This is a genomic window from Pseudomonas sp. JDS08PS003, assembly GCF_045013505.1.
Taxonomy (GTDB): Bacteria; Pseudomonadota; Gammaproteobacteria; order Pseudomonadales; family Pseudomonadaceae; genus Aquipseudomonas; species Aquipseudomonas protegens_B.
The window spans coordinates 3,814,055-3,831,507 of record NZ_CP120724.1 but is presented as its reverse complement, the minus strand read 5'-3'; the positions used below and the strand labels follow the sequence as shown (position 1 = coordinate 3,831,507).

At 63.6% G+C, this 17,453-nt stretch carries 15 protein-coding genes and 1 pseudogene; 9 read left to right on the top strand and 7 right to left on the bottom strand.

Going from position 1 to position 17,453, the window contains the following annotated elements:
- Both P7C00_RS17120 and P7C00_RS17115 read right to left on the bottom strand, forming a co-directional pair.
- Nucleotides 1–462 carry an LEA type 2 family protein gene (locus P7C00_RS17120; RefSeq protein ID WP_346634340.1) on the bottom strand — a complete coding sequence of 154 codons (462 nt, stop codon included), beginning with the start codon at nt 460–462 and terminating at the stop codon, nt 1–3.
- A gap of 73 nt (nt 463–535) precedes the next feature.
- On the bottom strand, nt 536–1,975 hold the full coding sequence (locus P7C00_RS17115) for a nucleobase:cation symporter-2 family protein (protein ID WP_346634341.1): 1,440 nt from the start codon (nt 1,973–1,975) through the stop codon (nt 536–538).
- Between the two features lie 259 nt (nt 1,976–2,234).
- Here P7C00_RS17115 and P7C00_RS17110 point away from each other — a divergent pair.
- The 3 genes and pseudogenes from P7C00_RS17110 to P7C00_RS17100 form a co-directional block, all read left to right on the top strand.
- A pseudogene (locus P7C00_RS17110) lies at nt 2,235–2,735 on the top strand (RNA polymerase sigma factor); the annotation flags it as partial.
- A 4-nt stretch (nt 2,736–2,739) separates the two neighbouring features.
- A complete protein-coding gene (locus P7C00_RS17105) occupies nt 2,740–3,696 on the top strand; it encodes a FecR family protein (RefSeq protein ID WP_404936918.1) in 957 nt (318 codons plus the stop codon).
- Between the two features lie 161 nt (nt 3,697–3,857).
- Complete coding sequence (locus P7C00_RS17100) at nt 3,858–6,296, top strand: TonB-dependent receptor (protein WP_404940024.1); 2,439 nt, start codon at nt 3,858–3,860, stop codon at nt 6,294–6,296.
- A gap of 22 nt (nt 6,297–6,318) precedes the next feature.
- On the opposite strand, the gene P7C00_RS17095 is transcribed toward P7C00_RS17100, so the two are convergent.
- The gene (locus P7C00_RS17095) at nt 6,319–7,212 is read right to left on the bottom strand and encodes a LysR family transcriptional regulator (protein ID WP_346634344.1); all 894 of its coding nucleotides are present in this window, start codon (nt 7,210–7,212) and stop codon (nt 6,319–6,321) included.
- 168 nt (nt 7,213–7,380) lie between these two features.
- Between P7C00_RS17095 and speB the strand changes: the two genes are divergently transcribed.
- From speB to chrA, 6 genes are all read left to right on the top strand, one after another.
- Entirely contained in the window at nt 7,381–8,340 is a 960-nt protein-coding gene (gene speB / locus P7C00_RS17090) for an agmatinase (RefSeq protein WP_346634345.1), read from the top strand.
- A gap of 95 nt (nt 8,341–8,435) precedes the next feature.
- Nucleotides 8,436–9,155: a YafY family protein gene (locus P7C00_RS17085; protein ID WP_346634346.1), complete on the top strand. Its 720-nt coding sequence runs from the start codon at nt 8,436–8,438 to the stop codon at nt 9,153–9,155.
- A 52-nt stretch (nt 9,156–9,207) separates the two neighbouring features.
- Nucleotides 9,208–9,546 carry a nuclear transport factor 2 family protein gene (locus tag P7C00_RS17080; protein ID WP_346634347.1) on the top strand — a complete coding sequence of 113 codons (339 nt, stop codon included), beginning with the start codon at nt 9,208–9,210 and terminating at the stop codon, nt 9,544–9,546.
- Between the two features lie 104 nt (nt 9,547–9,650).
- Nucleotides 9,651–10,778, top strand: a complete 1,128-nt coding sequence (zapE, locus tag P7C00_RS17075) for a cell division protein ZapE (protein WP_404936917.1) — start codon at nt 9,651–9,653, stop codon at nt 10,776–10,778.
- Nucleotides 10,779–10,936: 158 nt separating this feature from the next.
- The gene (locus tag P7C00_RS17070) at nt 10,937–11,428 is read left to right on the top strand and encodes a GNAT family N-acetyltransferase (protein ID WP_346634349.1); all 492 of its coding nucleotides are present in this window, start codon (nt 10,937–10,939) and stop codon (nt 11,426–11,428) included.
- Complete coding sequence (gene chrA / locus P7C00_RS17065; RefSeq protein WP_404936916.1) at nt 11,428–12,621, top strand: chromate efflux transporter; 1,194 nt, start codon at nt 11,428–11,430, stop codon at nt 12,619–12,621. The genes P7C00_RS17070 and chrA overlap by 1 nt, the downstream gene beginning before the upstream one ends.
- On the opposite strand, the gene P7C00_RS17060 is transcribed toward chrA, so the two are convergent.
- From P7C00_RS17060 to P7C00_RS17045, 4 genes are all read right to left on the bottom strand, one after another.
- Nucleotides 12,618–14,045, bottom strand: coding sequence for a heavy metal sensor histidine kinase (locus tag P7C00_RS17060; protein ID WP_404936915.1), 1,428 nt, complete (start codon nt 14,043–14,045; stop codon nt 12,618–12,620). The genes chrA and P7C00_RS17060 overlap by 4 nt on opposite strands.
- Nucleotides 14,042–14,716: a heavy metal response regulator transcription factor gene (locus tag P7C00_RS17055; protein ID WP_346634352.1), complete on the bottom strand. Its 675-nt coding sequence runs from the start codon at nt 14,714–14,716 to the stop codon at nt 14,042–14,044. The genes P7C00_RS17060 and P7C00_RS17055 overlap by 4 nt, the downstream gene beginning before the upstream one ends.
- Nucleotides 14,717–15,037: 321 nt before the next feature.
- Complete coding sequence (locus P7C00_RS17050) at nt 15,038–15,262, bottom strand: hypothetical protein (protein WP_346634353.1); 225 nt, start codon at nt 15,260–15,262, stop codon at nt 15,038–15,040.
- A 291-nt stretch (nt 15,263–15,553) separates the two neighbouring features.
- Nucleotides 15,554–17,296: a phosphoethanolamine transferase CptA gene (locus tag P7C00_RS17045; RefSeq protein WP_404936914.1), complete on the bottom strand. Its 1,743-nt coding sequence runs from the start codon at nt 17,294–17,296 to the stop codon at nt 15,554–15,556.
- Nucleotides 17,297–17,453 lie beyond the last annotated feature (157 nt).

Sequence of the window (17,453 nt, the reverse complement as noted above, 5' to 3'; positions counted from 1 at the left end):
TTACCAGGCGCCCGGGTTGCTCAGGCTGATCTGCCCGCGATCGATGAAGCGCTGGGTGCCGAACAGGCCGCCGGCCAGCTTGCCTCGTAGTACATAGGGCAGGTTGTCCAAGGTCTGGGTCTGGCTCAGGCCCAGGGTCTGGCGCAGTACGGAAAACGCCGAGACGCTGACTGGAATCACCAGGATGTCCTCCGAGTAACGGCCGATATGCCCGCGCTGGTCGCTGACCCCGGACGCCAGCGGGCGGCCGTTGACTTCCAGGTCCAGGGCGACGCCGTTGTAGTCGATGGCGTTTTCGTTGGGGTTCTGCAGGCGCAGCTTCACCGCGAAGCGCATTTCCAGTTCCTGGCTGGGCAGCGGCTCGATGCCCACCACGTTGATCGCCAGGGGATCGCGGTTGGGCAGCAGGGCACAGGCGCTCAGACTGAGCAGTACCAGGGTCAGGGCGATGAGTTTGCGCATGGAGCACCTGCTTGCAAAAAAAGGGCGGGGTGTACGACGGGCGCCGCGCACGCAGCATAGACGCCCGCCAGCCTCAGGAGTTCGCTTTGCCGCTCATGTCCGGGTCCTGCATGACCTTGAGGGTCGCCGCTTCGGGGTCGAATTCATCCTCCTCCAGCTCGAGGAACTCCTCCGGCAGGAAAATGTTGAGGAAGATCGCGCAGAAGGCGCCCACGGTGATCGGCGATTCGAAGATGTTATGCAGCGCCTTGGGCAGCTCACGCAGGACTTCCGGCACCGCCGCCACCCCCAGGCCCATGCCTAAGGAAATGGCCACGATCAGCACGTTGCGCCGATGCAGGCCGGCTTCGGCGAGGATCTTGATCCCGGCCACGGCCACGGTGCCGAACATGATCAGGGTGGCACCGCCCAGCACCGGCTTGGGCATCAGTTGCAGCACCGCGCCGATCACCGGGAACAGCCCCAGCAGCACCAGGAGCCCGGCAATGAAGTAGGCCACGTAGCGGCTGGCCACGCCGGTCAACTGGATCACGCCGTTGTTCTGGGCAAAGGTCACCATCGGCAGGCTGTTGAACACCGCTGCCACCGCCGAGTTGAAACCGTCTGCCAGCAGCCCGGACTTGATGCGTTTGATGTACAGCGGACCCTTGACCGGCTGCTGGGAAATCATCGAGTTGGCGGTCAGATCGCCGGCCGCTTCCAGGGGCGAAATCAGGAAGATCACCGCCAGAGGAATGAAGGCGATCAGGTCGAAGGAAAAACCGTACTTGAACGGCACCGGCACGCTCACCAGCGGCACCTCGGGCATGGCCGCCATGTCCACCCGACCAAGCATCCAGGCCACCACGAAGCCCAGGGTCAGGCCGATGACGATCGAGCCCAGGCGCAGCATCGGGTGGTTGAAGCGGTTGAGCACGACGATGGTCAGCAGCACCAGGGCTGCCAGCCCCAGGTTGCTCGCCGCGCCCAGGTCGCTGGCGCCGTAGCCGCCGGCCATGTCGGTGACCGCAACCTTGATCAGCGACAGGCCCATCAGGGTAATGATGGTGCCGGTGACTACCGGGGTGATCAGCTTGCGCAGCTTGCCGATGAACTGGCTGAGGAACATCTCGATAAAGGCTGCGACAAAGCAGATGCCGAAGATGGTGGAGAGGATCTCGTGGGTGTCGCCGCCACGCCCCTTGACCATGAAGCCGGCGCTGAGCAGCACGCTGATAAAGGAGAAACTGGTGCCCTGCACGCACAACAGGCCGGAACCGATGGGTCCCAGGCGCCGGGCCTGGACGAAGGTGCCCAGGCCGGAGACGAACAGCGCCATGCTGATCAGGTAGGGCAGTTCGCTCTCAAGCCCCAGCACGCCGCCGAAGATCAGGGTCGGGCTGATGATGCCGACGAAACTGGCCAGCACGTGCTGCAGGGCGGCGAAGATCGCCGCGCTGAAATGCGGACGGTCATTGAGGCCGTAGATCAGGTCGGACTTGTAACGGGGAGGGGAACGATCAGGTGCGGTCATGGGAGAAGGCCTGCCAGTGGCGTGCGAATACAGCAAGGCGCACGCCGGAATGTGGACGGGACTTGGGCCGCAACGTCATGTCATCGGACAAGACTTGCGCACCCGGTCAGAAAAAAGGAGGCGCAGGATGCCAGAAAGGTACCGCTGTCAGAAGGGCAAACAGGCGGAAAAGCGCAACTTTGCAGGGATACGAAAGATACTGTTTCTCATTTGCCGTTGTGGAATAATCCGCCCCCCCCGATTTGCGGACCTTCCCTCGATGCTGCCCATACCCAGCCTGCTGCGCAGCTTTCAAGAGCACTACGACGACTTGCTGAGGTTTCTCACCCGGCGTATGAGCGATCGCCAACGGGCGGCGGACGTGGCCCAGGAGACCTACCTCAAGCTGCTCAAGGTCGACCAGCAGACAGTGGCGGTGCAGAACGATCGCCGTTTCATTTTTCGCGTTGCCGGCAACCTGGCCATCGATACCCTGCGCCGCGAGCAGCGCCTGGCGGCCAATCTCAGCGACACCCAGGAACACCGTGAAGTGGTGGACCCGGCACCGGCGCCGGAAGCGGTGCTGCTGGCCAAGGAACGCCTGGCAGTGCTCGACGAGGCCCTGCAGCAACTTTCGGAGAATGCCCGTCAGGCCTTGCTGCTCAATCGCCTGGAAGGCCTGACCCAGGCGCAGATTGCGTTACGGCTGGGCGTTTCCGAAAGCATGGTGGCAAAATACATCGGCCAGGCCCTGCGCCATTGCCGCGACTGGTTGCAACAGCATCATGAGTGATTCCCCCTTGCCAGTCGCCGACACCCCCATGACCGAACACCCCGAAAGCCTTGAAGACGCTGCGATCCAATGGCTGGTGTTGCTGCACTCCGGCAGCGCCACGGCGGCCCAGCGCATGGCCTATCAGCAATGGCGCCAGACCAGCCCGGCCCACGCGGCAGCAGCGCAAGCGGCGCAGCAGTTGTGGGGCGACCTGGGCCAGACCCAGGCCGCCCAACAGCACCGGGCGGCGACGCCCCCCCGTTCCTGGCGTGGGTGGCCGGCGCTGGCGGCTTCCCTGGTACTGGCCGTGGCCAGCGGCGTCGGCTGGTTGCAGTGGCCGGCCCTGACCTCGGACTACCACACCGCTGTCGGCCAACAACAGAACATCACCCTGGCGGACGGTTCCAGGGTCACGCTCAATAGCGGCAGCGCATTGTCGGTGGCTTATTCGGCGGGTGAGCGCCGGGTGATCCTGCAAGCTGGCGAAGCGCTGTTCGAGCCCGTTGCCGACCCGCAGCGGCCGTTTGTGGTGCAGGCCGACGGCCAGTCTCTGCACAGTGCCGCCAGCGCCTTCAGCCTGCGCCGCGACGGCAGCCGGTTGACGGTGGTGGTGCGCGAAGGCCAGGTGCAGTTCACTGGCGATCATGCGCCGGTGCTGCTCCAGGCCGATCAGCGTCTGCAGTATCAATCCGGCCAGCCACTGCTGGCCCAGCAAGCCGTGGACGCTGCCAGTCTCACCGCCTGGCAGCGGGGCAAGCTGATTTTCAACGGTCGCCCCCTGGGGGAGGTGATCGGCGAGCTGGAGCGTTATCAGCACGGGCGTATTCTGATCTCCGATAGCCAGCTGGCGGCCCTGGCCATCAGCGGTGTGTTCGATCTGCACGACCCTCAGGGTTCGCTGCAGGCCTTGCAGCAGCGCTATCCGCTGCAGGTGACCTACCTGCCGTGGCTGGCGGTTTTGCACTGAGTCGATTTTTTTTGCTTGGGGCACTGCAAGTTCTTTCCCGGCCAATCGTCGTAGTGAGACTGAGAAGACAATCATTCTCATTGACGTCATTTCAACGGGCTGGGAAGGAACACGTGAAAGCTATGTTCAAGCTGTCGATACTGGGGCGCGGTCAACACATCATGCGTCGCACATTACTGGCCCAGGCGCTGTTCGCCGGCGCCGTGAGCCCGTTGCTGGCCCAGGCACAGGACGCCAGCTCTACCAGCCAGGGCAGCAGCACCCAGGAGCGCCGGGTGGCGCTCAAGCTGGCGGGCCAGTCCCTGGATCAGGCGCTGACCCGCTTTGCCGATCAGGCCGATCTGCGCCTGCTGTACACCACCGCTGATGTGGACGGCCTGCAAGCGCCGGCCCTGAACGGTGAGGTTACGGTGGCCCAGGCCCTGCAGACGCTGCTGGCCGGCAGCGGCATGAGCTGGTCCTTCAGCGATTCGCGCACGGTGATCCTGCGTCGCGCCACGGCCCCGGCCGCCAGCCTCAACCTCAAGCCGACCCAGGTCAGCGTGGCGTCGCGTACCAGCACCGCCATCAGTGAGATCCCCGGCACGGTGTGGGTGGTGGAGCAGAGCCAGCTGCGTGAGCAACTGAGCACCGGAGTCAGCCTCAAGGAAGCCATCGGCAAGCTGGTGCCGGGCCTCGACCTGGCCCCTGAAGGGCGCACCAACTATGGCCAGAACATGCGCGGGCGCAACGTCCTGGTGATGATCGACGGGGTCAGCCAGAACAGTTCCCGGGGCCTGTCCCGGCAGTTCGACAGCATCTCGCCGTTCAACGTCGAGCGCGTCGAAGTGCTGTCCGGGGCCAGCGCCATCTACGGCGGCGGCGCCACCGGCGGCATCATCAATATCGTCACCAAGAAAGGCGAACCGGGCCCGGCGCGTTTCGAGACCCAGCTGGGGGCCAGCAGTGGCTTCAACAACAGCGACGACCTGAGCACCCGCATTGCTCAGTCGGTGAGCGGCGGCAACCAAGCCATCAGCGGCCGGCTGGCGGTGGCGGGGGAGCAGAACCAGGCGTTCTATGACGGCGCCGGCAAGCAGATCTTCATCGACAACACTCAGACCGACCTGCAGTACAACCGCACCCTGGACCTGATGGGCAGCCTGGCCCTGCAGTTCAACGAAGAGCAGAGCCTGGACCTGCTGGCCCAGTACTACGACTCCGGCAACCACGGCAGCACCGGTATCTATTTCCCCAACCTCAAGTACAAGGCACCGTCCAACCTGGAAGACGCCGAGCTGCGCGGCGGCTATTCCACGGACCTGGAACCGCGTACCAAGCGCCTGCTGCTCAACGCCAACTATCACCACAGTGATGTGCTGGGCCAGGACTTCTACCTGCAGGCTTCGTACCGCAAGGAAGACAACAACTTCTTTCCGTTCCCCTACTACAACAGCGGCAGTCCGGCGGGCTCCAAGGGCGTGTATTTTGCCGCGTCGCAGCAGAATTTCGAGGTCACCAGCCTCAAAGCGCTGTTCGCCAAGGAGTTCGACGCCTTCAAGCTCACCTACGGCGTGGACCTGGACCGGGAGCGCTTCAACGCTGAGCAGAGCACCTTCGACCAGGGCATCTCATCGGGCAGCGGCGGCCTCGACCTGGTGACCCTGAGCAAGGCGCCGCGCTATCCCAGCTATCGGGTCGACGGCCTGTCCGGCTACGCCCAGCTGGACTGGCATGCCACCGATAACCTGACGGTTTCCGGCGGCTACCGGCGTCAGCAGATGGACGTGGATGTCGGCCGCTTCAAGAACGTGCCCGGTGGCAGCAACGAATACGCGGTCAACCTGTACAACCTGGGCAGCATCTATGACTTCAAGAACGGTCATCAGGTCTGGGTCAATTACGGTGAGGGCTTCGATCTGCCGGACCCGGCCAAGTTCTACGGCAAGCCGGGGCTGAGCGTCGGCGACAACCCCCTGGCCGGGATCAAGAGTCGCCAGGTGGAAACCGGCTGGCGCTTCTCCGATAGCGACTGGGAGGCCCAGGCGGCGCTGTACTACATCTGGTCGGACAAGGTGATCACCACCGACCAGGCCACCCTGACCATTGACGTCAAGGACCAGAAAAGCCGCGACTACGGCTTTGAGAGCGCCCTGACCCGGCACTTCCAGAACGGCTGGGAAATGGGCGGCACCCTGCATACCGTGCGTTCCGAGGAGGAGAACAAGAACGGCGGCTGGAGCAAGCGCGACGCCCGTTACGCCTCGCTGTCGAAACTCACCGCCTTTGTCGGCTGGAAAGGTGACAGCAGCAACGTGCGCCTGCAGGGCAACCACGCTTTCACCCTCAAGGACGATGCAGTCAAGGTCATCGACGCCACTCACAGCGTCGACGCCCCCAACACCATCGACGGTTACACCACCTTCGACCTGCTGGGCAGCCACGACACCGAGTTCGGCACCTTCAGCGGCGGTATCCAGAACCTGCTGGACAAGCAATACAGCACCGTCTGGGGCCAGCGCGCCAAGCTGTTCTACTCACCGACCTATGGGCCGGACTATCTGTACGACTACCAGGGCCGTGGCCGCACCTACACCCTGAGCTGGAGCATGGCCTACTGAGGCGCCCGGGTCTGGGCTCGGCTCAGGCAAAGGCCCGCAGCAGGTCTTCTTCGAAGGCTTGCTGGGCCTCGCCGGGAGCCTGGGCGCGGTGTCGGGCGAGGTAGAAGTCCACCTCGAAACTCAACGCGGGCTGCCCCAGGGGCTTGAGTTGACCGGCGTCCTCCCAGCTGCGGGCAAAGTGGCTGGGCAGGTAGCCGATGTGCTGTCCGGAGAGGATAAAGGCCAGGGTGCTTTCCACCTGTTCGGCCCGGGCCGAGCAACGCGGGTTCTGCAAGGGCTCGTCCGGACCGAGAAAGCGGTAGGGATGGTCGACCTGATTGGCCTGGCGCAGGGCGTCGAGGTCCGGCTGCGCCACCTCGAACAGCGGATGGCCGGCCGCGCAATACAGGTGTTGGGTTTCGCTGAACAGGCGGCGGTAGTCAAAGGCGCGCTGAACCTGGGAGAAATAGCCGATGGCCAGGTCCAGGCGCTGCTGCAGGAGCAAACGCTCCATTTCTCCAGGCATGGCGCTCATCAGTTCGATACGCACCGATTCGTCGCGCTGGCGAAAGTCGCGGATCGCCGCGGCAACCTTCTGCAACACCGACCGGTCCAGGGCTTCGGACAGCCCCAGGCGCACCTCGCCGATCAAGCGCCCGGCGACCCCGTTGGATTGATGGCGAAACACTTCGATGGACTGGAACAGCGGGCGGGTGGCGCTCAGCAGCTGTTCGCCCTTGGGGGTCAGCTTGAAGCCGGCCTTGCCTCGGCTGCACAGGCGGTAGCCGAGACGGGTTTCCAGACGGGCCATCTGCTGGCTGATGTTCGACTGGCTCAAGCCCAGCTCACCCTGGGCGGCGCTGAAGCCTCCGCACTCCACCACGCGGACGAATAGCCGCAATAGCTGCAAGTCCAGATCGTGCAATTGACCCAGCATCAAACATTACTCCTGTGGCATGTCAGCGTAACGAAGTGTGTATTTTTCTAATGTATGGGCCCGGGCAAGCTGGCGCCACCGCTTCTTCGCAGGTGCTCCTCACGCGTCGGTCTTGGTCCTCGCGTAGCGGCAGCCTCTTGCGTCAGCGCCACCCCCGAGGAGAGACCCATGGATATCGCCGATCTCAACGATCAGGCCCTGACCCGCGACAGCCTGTACGGCACCCGGGCCGAAGCCACTTACGCCGGCATCACCAGCTTCATGCGCCGGCGCTACAGCCGTGACTTGCGCGGCGTCGACCTGGTGGTCAGTGGCGTGCCCTTCGACACCGCCACCACCAACCGCCCCGGAGCACGCTTCGGGCCTCGTGGCATCCGCGCGGCCTCCGCGGGCATTGCCTGGGAGCGCCACTGGCCCTGGGCTTTCGACCCGTTCGATCATTTGGCGGTGATCGACTACGGCGACTGCGCCTTCGATCACGGCACTCCGCAATCGGTGCCCGAGCGTATCGAGGCCCATGCCCGGCGCATCCTCGATGCCGGCTGCGGGATGTTGACCCTGGGCGGCGATCATTTCATCAGCTACCCGCTGCTCAAGGCCCACCATCGGCGTCACGGGCCCCTGGCGTTGATTCACTTCGATGCCCACAGCGATACCTGGCCCGATGAAGAGGGGCAGCGCATCGATCACGGCACCATGTTCTGGCACGCCGCCCGGGAGGGCCTGGTGGACCCGAGCCGCTCGGTGCAGATCGGTCTGCGCACCACCCATGACGATCATCAGGGTTTCCAGGTGCTGGATGCGCGGCAGGTGCACCGTCAGGGCTGCGAGGCGATTGTCGCGGCGATTCGTCAACGGGTAGGGGATCACCCGGTGTACCTGACCTTTGACATCGACTGCCTGGACCCGGCGTTCGCCCCCGGTACCGGCACCCCGGTCTGTGGTGGCCTGAGCACCACCCAGGCCCTGGAGATCCTTGGCGGGCTGCGGGGGATCAATCTGGTGGGCATGGATCTGGTGGAAGTGGCCCCGGCCTATGACCATGCCGAGATCACCGCCCTGGCGGGGGCGACCCTGGCCATGGAGATGCTCTGTCTGTATGCCGCCCGGCACAAGGTCGACCGCTGATTCGTGGCCTGTCTCGTCCCGCAAGCCTCCTGACACTGACTGTCAGGAGGCTCTGATATTCTGCGCCGGTGTTTTTTCTCCGGAGTCCACCCAAGGTGTCGCGAGCCAGCCGTTTACTCACCCTGTTGCAGATGCTGCGGGGCAAGAGCCGTCCCGTTACCGCGGCCACCCTGGCGGCGGAGCTGGAGGTGTCCGAGCGCACCCTGTATCGCGATATCGCCGAGCTCACTTCACTGGGCGCGCCGATCTACGGTGAGGCGGGCATCGGCTATGTGTTGCGCAGCGGGCTGTTCCTGCCGCCCTTGATGCTCAATGCCGACGAGACCGAGGCCGTGGTCCTGGGGTTGCGTTATGTCGATCAGCGCGGCGATGAGGTGCTGAGCAAGGCCGCTGCCGATGCCATGGCCAAGATTGCCGCGGTGCTGGCCCCGGCGGCCCAGGACGCCTTGCGCAACCCGACTTTGCTGCCGGGGCCGGCGGGTTATGGCTTTCCGGACAATCCGGTGTCGCTGAACGTGTTCCGCCAGGCGATCCGGCATCAGGCCAAGCTGCTGATCGACTATGCCGACGTCAACCGCACCCCCAGCCAGCGGCTGATCTGGCCCCTGGCACTGGGGTTTCTCAACGAGGCCCGAGTGATCGTCGCCTGGTGCGAACTGCGGGAGGACTACCGGACCTTTCGCACCGACCGCATTGCCGCCGCCCAGGAGCAGGGCCAAGCCTACCCGGGACGTCGCAGCGACTGGCTGCGGACCTGGCGCAAGGGCTTGCAAGGGGATGGCCAGGGCAGTCAATTCACTCCTGACAGGAAGTGACGCAGGGGGCTCTTAACATGGCGCGCTCATCGACTCACCAGGAGCTTTTGTCATGTCAGGAATCGACCCTTCGCTGGCCCCGGCCATCCGTGCTTACGTGGTGGCTGCCAATACCGGCGACAGCTCGGCGGCGGCAGCGATCTTCGCCGCCGAGGCCCAGGTGTTCGACGAGCGAGAACACCGCGTAGGGCCGCAGGAGATTGCCCGCTGGATGGACACCAGCCATCGCCAGCGTCCCCGGCTGCAGGTCCTCGGGGTCCAGCAGCGCACCGGTAAGGTGTTGCTGGACAGCCTGGTCTGCGGGGATTTTCCCGGCAGTCCCCAGACGCTGCGCTACACCTTTCGCCTGGACCCGCAGGGGCGGATTGCACGGCTGGACATTTCCCGCTGAAGCTTGTCGGCCAGTGTATTGGCCGCCTCGCCGGCAAGCCGGCTCCTACATGGAACGGGTGGCGATGGCATACTGCGGCTTTTTTGCCGGGAGGCCAGCGGCTCATGCCATTCGATTCCCCCTTGAGCGCCTATCGACAAGCCCTGGAGCAGGACGGCTTTGTCGCCGACGAGGCACAGGCGCGGGCCGTGCAGGCCTTGCAGAACTGCCACGAGGCCCTGCATCAGGGGCGTACAGCGGTGCAAGGGGTCTATCTGTGGGGGGCGGTCGGGCGGGGCAAGACCTGGCTCATGGATCAGTTCTACCAGAGCCTGCGGGTGCCGGCGCGGCGTCAGCACTTTCATCACTTCATGGGCTGGGTGCATCAGCGTTCGTTCCAGCTCACCGGCACCGCCGATCCCTTGCAGGCCCTGGCCCGTGAGCTCGCCGAAGAGGTGCGGGTGCTGTGCTTCGATGAGTTGTTCGTCAACGATATCGGTGACGCAATCATTCTCGGGCGCCTGTTCCAGGTGATGTTCGAGCAGGGCGTGGTCATGGTCTGCACCTCCAACCAGCCCCCCGAGCAGTTGTATGCCGATGGCTTCAATCGTGAACGTTTCCTGCCGGCAATCAGCGCCATCAGCCAGCATATGCAAGTGGTGGCGGTGGACGGCGAGCAGGATCACCGTCTGCACCCGGGGGCCGCCGCGCAGCGCTACTGGCTCAGGGCCGAGGGCCAGCCCAGTGCCCTGGAACCCTTGTTCCGGCAGTTGAGCGAGGGCCAGTCGGTCTCCACTGAGCCGCTGTTGATCGGCTATCGGCCGGTGCAGGTGGTCAAGGCCGCCGGCAGCGTGATCTGGTGCCGTTTTGCCGATCTGTGTGAACAGCCGTTTTCCGCCATGGACTTCATGGCGCTGTGTGACAGGTTCAGCGCGATTCTCCTCAGCGAAGTTCCCAACCTCAGTGCCCAGCAACGCCCGGGGCGCATTGCCCGAGGCACCGAGGATGGCGCCCAGCGGGTGGTGGCCGGTGACCGCGAATTGCCCCAACTGTCGATCCATGACGACAGCGTGCGTCGCTTCATTGCCCTGGTGGATGAATGTTACGACCGCAAGGTGCCGCTCTATCTGGAGGCCCAGGTACCGATGGACCAGCTGTACACCGAGGGTTACCTGGAGTTTCCCTTCCGCCGCACCTTGAGCCGACTGCAGGAAATGCAGCTGCAACGGTTTGCCACGGCGCCTGGCGCTTGAGGGGGAAGGGCTTCCGGCTGCGGTTCATCCTGGCCAATCATTAGGATTTTTCTGCTGCAAGTGGGTGAAAAATCTTCGTTTGGTCAAATCCCCCAGCCTACAATCGAGGCTGCCTGAGCCCTGAGCGCTCACTTTCAATGCGTTGATCGAGGATGAACATGGACGTTGCCGATGTCGTGGTGCTGCAAGCCAGTTACAGCAACCCGGTGCATGCCGAAGCCATAGGCGTGCTGCTCAATCACTATGCCCAGGACCCCATGGGCGGCGGCCAGCCCCTGGCGCCGGACCAGCTTCAGCAACTGCCGGCAGAGCTGGCCAAGCGACCTCAGGCGTTCAGCGTGCTGGCCTTTGCCGGTGGCCAGCCAGTGGGGCTGGTGAACTGCTTCGAGGGTTTTTCCACCTTCGCTTGCCGGCCCCTGGTGAATGTCCATGATGTGGTGGTGCTGGACAGCTTTCGCGGCCAGGGCCTGAGCAGGCGGATGCTGCAGAAGGTTGAGGACATCGCCCGGCAACGGGGTTGCTGCAAGATCACCCTGGAGGTGCTGGAAGGCAACGCCCAGGCCCAGGCCGCTTACCAAGCCTGCGGTTTCGCCAATGCCATGCTCGATCCCGCCCATGGCCGCATGCTGTTCTGGAGCAAAGCCTTGTAATGCCCACGGTCACGCCCCCGGCTGGAATACCCGATGCCAAGGAAAGCCCCTGGCGCATTTTCCTGATTTTCCTGCGCCTGGGGCTGACCTCGTTCGGTGGGCCGGTGGCGCACTTGGGGTATTTCCGCCAGGAGTTCGTCCAGCATCGCCGCTGGCTGGGAGAGGCGGCCTATGCCGAGCTGGTGGCGCTGTGTCAGTTTCTTCCGGGACCGGCCAGCAGCAAGGTCGGCATGGTCCTGGGCCTGTCGCGTGCGGGCCTGTCCGGCGCGGTTTGCGCCTGGGCCGGTTTTACCTTGCCATCGGCGCTGGCCCTGGTCTTGTTGGCGTTGGGTATTGGCAATGGAATCGCTCCCGGGGTGCTCAAGGGCCTGCTGCTGGTGGCGGTCGCGGTGGTTGCCCTGGCGCTTTGGGGAATGGCCCGTTGTCTGTGTCGCGGGCCTTTGCGCATCGCCATTGCGCTGCTCGCCGCCGGGTGGGTGCTGCACTGGCCGGGCCTGGGGGGACAATTGCTGGTGATGCTGCTGGCGGCGTTGGCGGGAGCCGCGCTGATCACCCCGGCGGCCCGGCCCGAGGCGGATGCCCTGGCGCCTTGGGGCAGTCGGCGCCTGGGCTGGCTGTTGCTGGGGACGGCCCTGCTGTTGTTGCTGTTACTGCCCGGGCTGGCGGCGCTGTGGCCAACACCCTGGTTGCGCTGGTTCGACGGTTTTTATCGCATCGGGGCCCTGGTGTTTGGTGGCGGTCATGTGGTGTTGCCGCTGTTGCAGAGCCAGGTCGTGGAGTCGGGCTGGATCAGCGATCAGCTGTTCATGACCGGCTATGCCAGCGCCCAGGCGGTGCCTGGGCCCCTGTTCAGTGTCGCGGCTTTTATCGGAACGGCCCTCGGCGGCTGGCCCGGGGCGCTGATCTGTCTGGTGGCGATCTTCCTGCCGGGCTTCTTGCTGGTGATCGGTGTGCTGCCTTTCTGGCAGACCCTGCGTCATCGTCGCGATATTCAGGCCGCGCTGTGCGGGGTCAACGCCGCTGTGGTGGGTGTCCTGGCCGCCGCGCTGTACCAACCCCTGTGGACCAGCAGCGTGACCGGGCTCCCGGAACTGCTGGCGGTGCTGCTGGCCCTGGTGTTGCTGCACAGCGGCCGGCTGCCGCCCTGGGCCCTGGTGCTGTTGGGGGCGGCGCTGGGCGGCTGGCTGCTCTAAGCGTCGTGCAATGCCGGGTCGAGCTTGGGAAACACCAGACGGAACTCGGTAAGGCTGTCCGGCACGCTGTCGACCTCGGTGCGCCCCTGATGCAGGTTCATGATCGAGCGCACGATCGCCAGGCCCAGTCCGGTGCCGCCTTCGGCTCGGGTGCGACTGCTGTCGACCCGATAGAAACGCTCGAACAGATGGGGCAGGTGGCAGGCGGCGATACCCGGTCCGGGATTGCTCACGGCAAGGCTCACGCTCTGCAGTTGGCGCTCGATCCGCAGGTCGATCCGGCCCCGGTCCGGGCAATGGCGGATGGCATTGGACAGCAGGTTGGAAATGGCCCGCTGGATCATCAGGCGATCCCCCAGCACCCAGGCGTCACCGCGCAGTTCCAGCTTCAGTTGCCTGTCCTCGGCGCTGAGGGCAAACAGGTCCATGACCCGTAGCGCTTCCTCGGCCAGGGATACCCGGGCGAAGCGCGCCTGGGACGCCGGTTGGCTGACCTGGGCCAGGAACAGCATGTCGGCGACGATCCGCGTGACCCGCTCCAGCTCCTCGATGCTGGCTTCCAGCACGGCCTTGTATTCCTCCGGAGGACGCTCCCGGGACAGGGTCACTTGGGCCTTGCCCATCAGGTTGCTGATGGGCGAGCGCAGTTCGTGGGCCAGGTCGTCGGAGAACTGCGACAGGCGCTGCACGCCGCCATCCAGGCGGTGCAGCATGACGTTGATGCCTTGGCCCAGTTCCGCCAGTTCCCGAGGCAGCTTGTCCAGGTTCAGGCGATGGGTCAGGTCCTGGGTGGTGACCTTGGCGGCTACCCGGGTGAACTGCTGCAGCGGGAGCAGACCCCTCTGTACCAGCCACCAGGCGCCGATGCCGATCAGCAACAGCAGCAGGGGCAGGGCAATCACCGTGGAGCGCAGGTAGGCGCTGAGCAGCGCCTGGTCGTTGCTGCGGTCCAGGCTCAATACCACTCGCACCTGCTCGCCGTTGCGCAAATTCATTGGCCGGGTCGCGCTGAGCAGTTGGTTGCCGCGGTTGTCGCGCCAGTCGAGGTAACCCTCGGCGGTGTTCTCCCTCAGGGCCTGGGGCAGCGGTTGCTGAGCCATGCCGCCGACATTGAGCAGGGGCTCGGCCTGGGGATCGCTGCTCAGGATGTTCAATTGCAGATTGTCGTGGCCCATCACCAGGTCCAGCAGGGAGTGGGGGCGGGCGGCCAGGTCACTGCTCTTGAGGTCGCTGGTGAGGCTGTGCTGGATCTGCTCCAGCTTGCTCTCCAGGCCCTTGCGCGCCAGGTTGCCCAACTCGTGGCTCAGGGCCAGATAGGCCAGGGTCGCCAGCAGCAGGACCAGAGCCGCCCCCATCAGGCTGACGGTCAGCCCCAGACGCATGGACAGGCTGCTGTTGGTCTGCGCGGCCGGGTAGGGCGTCATTGGCGCACTTCCAGGACATAACCGACACCGCGCAGGGTGTGGATCAGCTTGACCTCACTGGCATCATCGATCTTGGCCCGCAGGCGGCTGATGGAGACTTCCACCACATTGGTGTCGCAGTCGAAGTTCATGTCCCAGACCAGGGAAATGATTTGCGTGCGGGTCAGCACTTCACCCGAGTGGCGCATCAATACATGCAGCAGGGTGAATTCCTTGGTCGTGAGATCTATCCGTCGGTTGCCGCGATAAGCCCGATGGCGTCGGGGATCAAGTTGCAAGTCAGCCACCTGCAATACTTGCGGTTGGGCCACGGGTTCACTGCGGCGAATCAAGGTCCGGACCCGAGCCAGCAATTCAGGAAATTGAAAAGGTTTGACCAGATAATCATCGGCGCCCATATCCAGGCCCTTGACCTTGTCTTCCAGGCGTCCGCGAGCGGTCAACATCATGACCCGGGCCGGAGAATGTCCACGCATATGTTCCAATACTTGCCAGCCATCTTTGCCCGGCAGGTTTATATCCAGGATCACCAATTCGTAAGGCTGTTGCTGTATCAGGTGCAGGCCGTCCACACCATTATTGGCGCGGTCCACTACATAACCACTTTCACTTAGGCCCTGATGCAGGTAGTCCGCTGTTTTGGGCTCGTCTTCAACCACCAGAATGCGCATTGCCAGATCCTCTCCAAACCGCTTGGGTACTATCGAATGAGTGCAGGGTGAAGCCTGAAGTAGCTACAGGGTCAACAAAATTAATCAGCTAATTCATGGGATTAGCCAGGTGACCCGATAAGCGGTGAGCGCTCGGGCGCAGGCATGCTAGTTGAACGGGCGCAAGGAAAGTGGCGAATGACAGAGTTGTAATATTCCAGTCATTGTCGTGACAGTGAGTGGTTGCCCGCAGATATAAAAAAGGCGCCCTGGGCGGGCGCCAAACGTCCATCTCTGCCAAAGGAGCACATTGTCCAGAGTGGGTACTGCTTTAAAGATGTGTCAGGCGTCGGGCTGCTGTTGCTTGGCGTCCGAAGCGGAATAGTGCGGGTCGGTTTTCTTCTGTTCGGCCTTGGCGGTGTTCTCGGTCTTATCACCGTGAATCTGTTGCTGGGCGACGCGGAAGTTGTCATAGAAGCGTTGCATATGCTCGGCTCCGCCTTCGGCAAAGGCTGCACTGGAACTGGCCAGAATCAAGCCGCTAAATACCAAAGTTGAAAGTTTCATGCTGTGTTTCCTACTTAAGAGTGTTCGGTAACTTGTTTCGTCCCTGCACAAGAAGTGATGGGAGAAGTTTCACCGAAGTGTATTAAGTGAGGGTTAACGTCAGCCTGAACGGGACATTACATTCTTGACATCATGTGTCCGCGGACAGGAGCCGGCTTGCCAGCGAAGGCGTCTGCGAGGTCGGTGCAGGGCTTGATGGCTTCTTCGCCGGCAAGCCGGCTGCTACGGGTGTAAGGGGGACTGTTGCGTAGGGACGGGTTTGGGGGCCGTTGCGGCCCCCGAGTCGGGTGCTTACTTCTGTACCACGGTCGCGTCCACCGGCGCTTTGGGTTTCATCAGGCTGAAGTCGATCAGCGGCTTGCTCTGGCGTGAGTAGGGGTCGCCAATCAGTAGCGGACGCGGTTTGAAGCTGTCGCTGACCAGACTGCGGCTGTGGTCCAGCTGGTCGAAACTCAAGCCCGCCAGGTCGGCCCAGGTATGAATCAGCTGGGAGCTGCTGTAAGGGCGGCTGAGGTCGGATGCAAAGTTCCAGTCATGGGTTTCCCGCCACTTCGGTGAGGCCCAGGCCATGAACGGGATGGTGTACATAGGCGCCGTGGGCTTGCCTTCGTTGCGCCCCAGGGTGTCGTGGCCGGCGGAGTCGAAGACGTCTTCGCCGTGGTCCGACAGGTACAGCAGGAAGCCGTTGGGATCGCTCTTGGCGTAGTCCTTGATCAGGCTGGAGACCACGAAGTCGTTGTACAGCACCGCGTTGTCGTAGCTGTTGTAGGTCGGCAGTTGATCGTCACGCACGCCGGCCGGCACTCCCTGGCGATCGGTGAACTTGTCGAAACTCGGCGGGTAGCGGTACTGGTAGCTCATATGGGTGCCCAGCAGGTGCACCACGATGAACTTGCGCGGAGCGCTGTCGGCCAGGGCCTTGGAGAAGGGCTCGAGCACATCGCCGTCGTACTGGCGGGCGTTCTGGTTGCGGTTGTTGTTCAGGTATACCTGCTCGTCCGCCTGCTCGGAGAAGGTGGTGAGCATGGTGTTGCGCTTGGTCATGGTCTGCTGGTTGGTGATCCAGTAGGTCTTGTAGCCGGCCTGCTTCATCACGCTGACCAGGGACGGGGTCTTGAGGTAGAGATCGGGGTTTTCTTCGTCGGCGAAGGTCAGCACCTGTTGCAGCGCCTCGATGGTGTAGGGGCGCGGGGTGATGACGTTGTTGAACACCGCCAACTGGTCCTTGAGCTTGTCCAGTTCCGGGGTGGTCTGGCGTGGGTAGCCGTAGAGGCTCATGCGCTGGCGGTTGGTGGACTCGCCGATCACCAGCACCAGGGTGGCCGGCTGGTTGGCCATGCTGTCCTTGAGGTTGGTCAGCGGCGGGATCTTGCTGACGCTGTCGAGCATGCCCTGCATGCCGTCCAGTTGCTCGCGGTAGCGGCGATAAGCGACCACCATCTGCCACGGCACGGCAGGTTCGATACGGGTTTCGAACTTTTCCAGGCCGTCCGCCAGGGTGTCGGTGCGAGCGAGTTGCTTGACCAGCGGGTAGCCGACAATCGCCACCAGGATCGCCACGGCAGCCACTAGGGCCTGGCCCCGGGGCAGGTAAACCGGGCGCAGACGGGTCCAGAGTAAGACCGCGAAGGCGGTGTGGGCCAGGAACGCCAGGAGCATCCACCAGGCAAAGTACTGCGTCAGGTATTCACCGGCTTCCGAGGGGTTGGACTCGAACATGATGAAGATGACGCTTTGCGAGAACTCCTGCTGATAGACGAAGAAGTAGCCCAGGCTGGCCATGGAACAGGCCCAGAGCACCACGCCGATCACTGCGGCCATGACTTTGGTGCGTGCCGGGAACAGCAGCATCGGCGCCAGCCAGATGGCGCTCATGAAGAACGCCTGGCGGAAACCGGCGAATCCGGAAGTGTCGGTCAGTTGAATCAGCAGTTGGGTGATGCCGGAGAAATACCAGAAGAACAGGAACAGCCAGAGCAGCCCCATCCAGTCAAAACCTGCCGCAGACGTGCTACTGCGTTTGAACCATGCCATTGAGCGCTCCCCACAATTCCATGATCATTGCGCGCCGGTTCAGCGCCGCGAATGAAGGCCGTCGTCTGTAACAAGACGGCCACAATGGCCGCGAGTATCGATAGGCAAGTGTGAAAAGTTCGTTAGCACAGCGTTGGATTTTTGTTCGGCGTAGCAG

Bases quoted from the DNA above. Each gene is read 5' to 3' on its own strand.
- P7C00_RS17045 (WP_404936914.1), bottom strand. From the start codon at position 17,296: ATGGCATGGTTCAAACGCAGTAGCACGTCTGCGGCAGGTTTTGACTGG.
- P7C00_RS17105 (WP_404936918.1), top strand. From the start codon at position 2,740: ATGAGTGATTCCCCCTTGCCAGTCGCCGACACCCCCATGACCGAACAC.
- speB (WP_346634345.1), top strand. From the start codon at position 7,381: ATGGATATCGCCGATCTCAACGATCAGGCCCTGACCCGCGACAGCCTG.
- P7C00_RS17115 (WP_346634341.1), bottom strand. From the start codon at position 1,975: ATGACCGCACCTGATCGTTCCCCTCCCCGTTACAAGTCCGACCTGATC.
- P7C00_RS17080 (WP_346634347.1), top strand. From the start codon at position 9,208: ATGTCAGGAATCGACCCTTCGCTGGCCCCGGCCATCCGTGCTTACGTG.
- P7C00_RS17060 (WP_404936915.1), bottom strand. From the start codon at position 14,045: ATGACGCCCTACCCGGCCGCGCAGACCAACAGCAGCCTGTCCATGCGT.
- chrA (WP_404936916.1), top strand. From the start codon at position 11,428: ATGCCCACGGTCACGCCCCCGGCTGGAATACCCGATGCCAAGGAAAGC.
- P7C00_RS17050 (WP_346634353.1), bottom strand. From the start codon at position 15,262: ATGAAACTTTCAACTTTGGTATTTAGCGGCTTGATTCTGGCCAGTTCC.
- P7C00_RS17095 (WP_346634344.1), bottom strand. From the start codon at position 7,212: ATGCTGGGTCAATTGCACGATCTGGACTTGCAGCTATTGCGGCTATTC.
- P7C00_RS17070 (WP_346634349.1), top strand. From the start codon at position 10,937: ATGGACGTTGCCGATGTCGTGGTGCTGCAAGCCAGTTACAGCAACCCG.
- P7C00_RS17055 (WP_346634352.1), bottom strand. From the start codon at position 14,716: ATGCGCATTCTGGTGGTTGAAGACGAGCCCAAAACAGCGGACTACCTG.
- P7C00_RS17120 (WP_346634340.1), bottom strand. From the start codon at position 462: ATGCGCAAACTCATCGCCCTGACCCTGGTACTGCTCAGTCTGAGCGCC.
- P7C00_RS17100 (WP_404940024.1), top strand. From the start codon at position 3,858: ATGCGTCGCACATTACTGGCCCAGGCGCTGTTCGCCGGCGCCGTGAGC.
- zapE (WP_404936917.1), top strand. From the start codon at position 9,651: ATGCCATTCGATTCCCCCTTGAGCGCCTATCGACAAGCCCTGGAGCAG.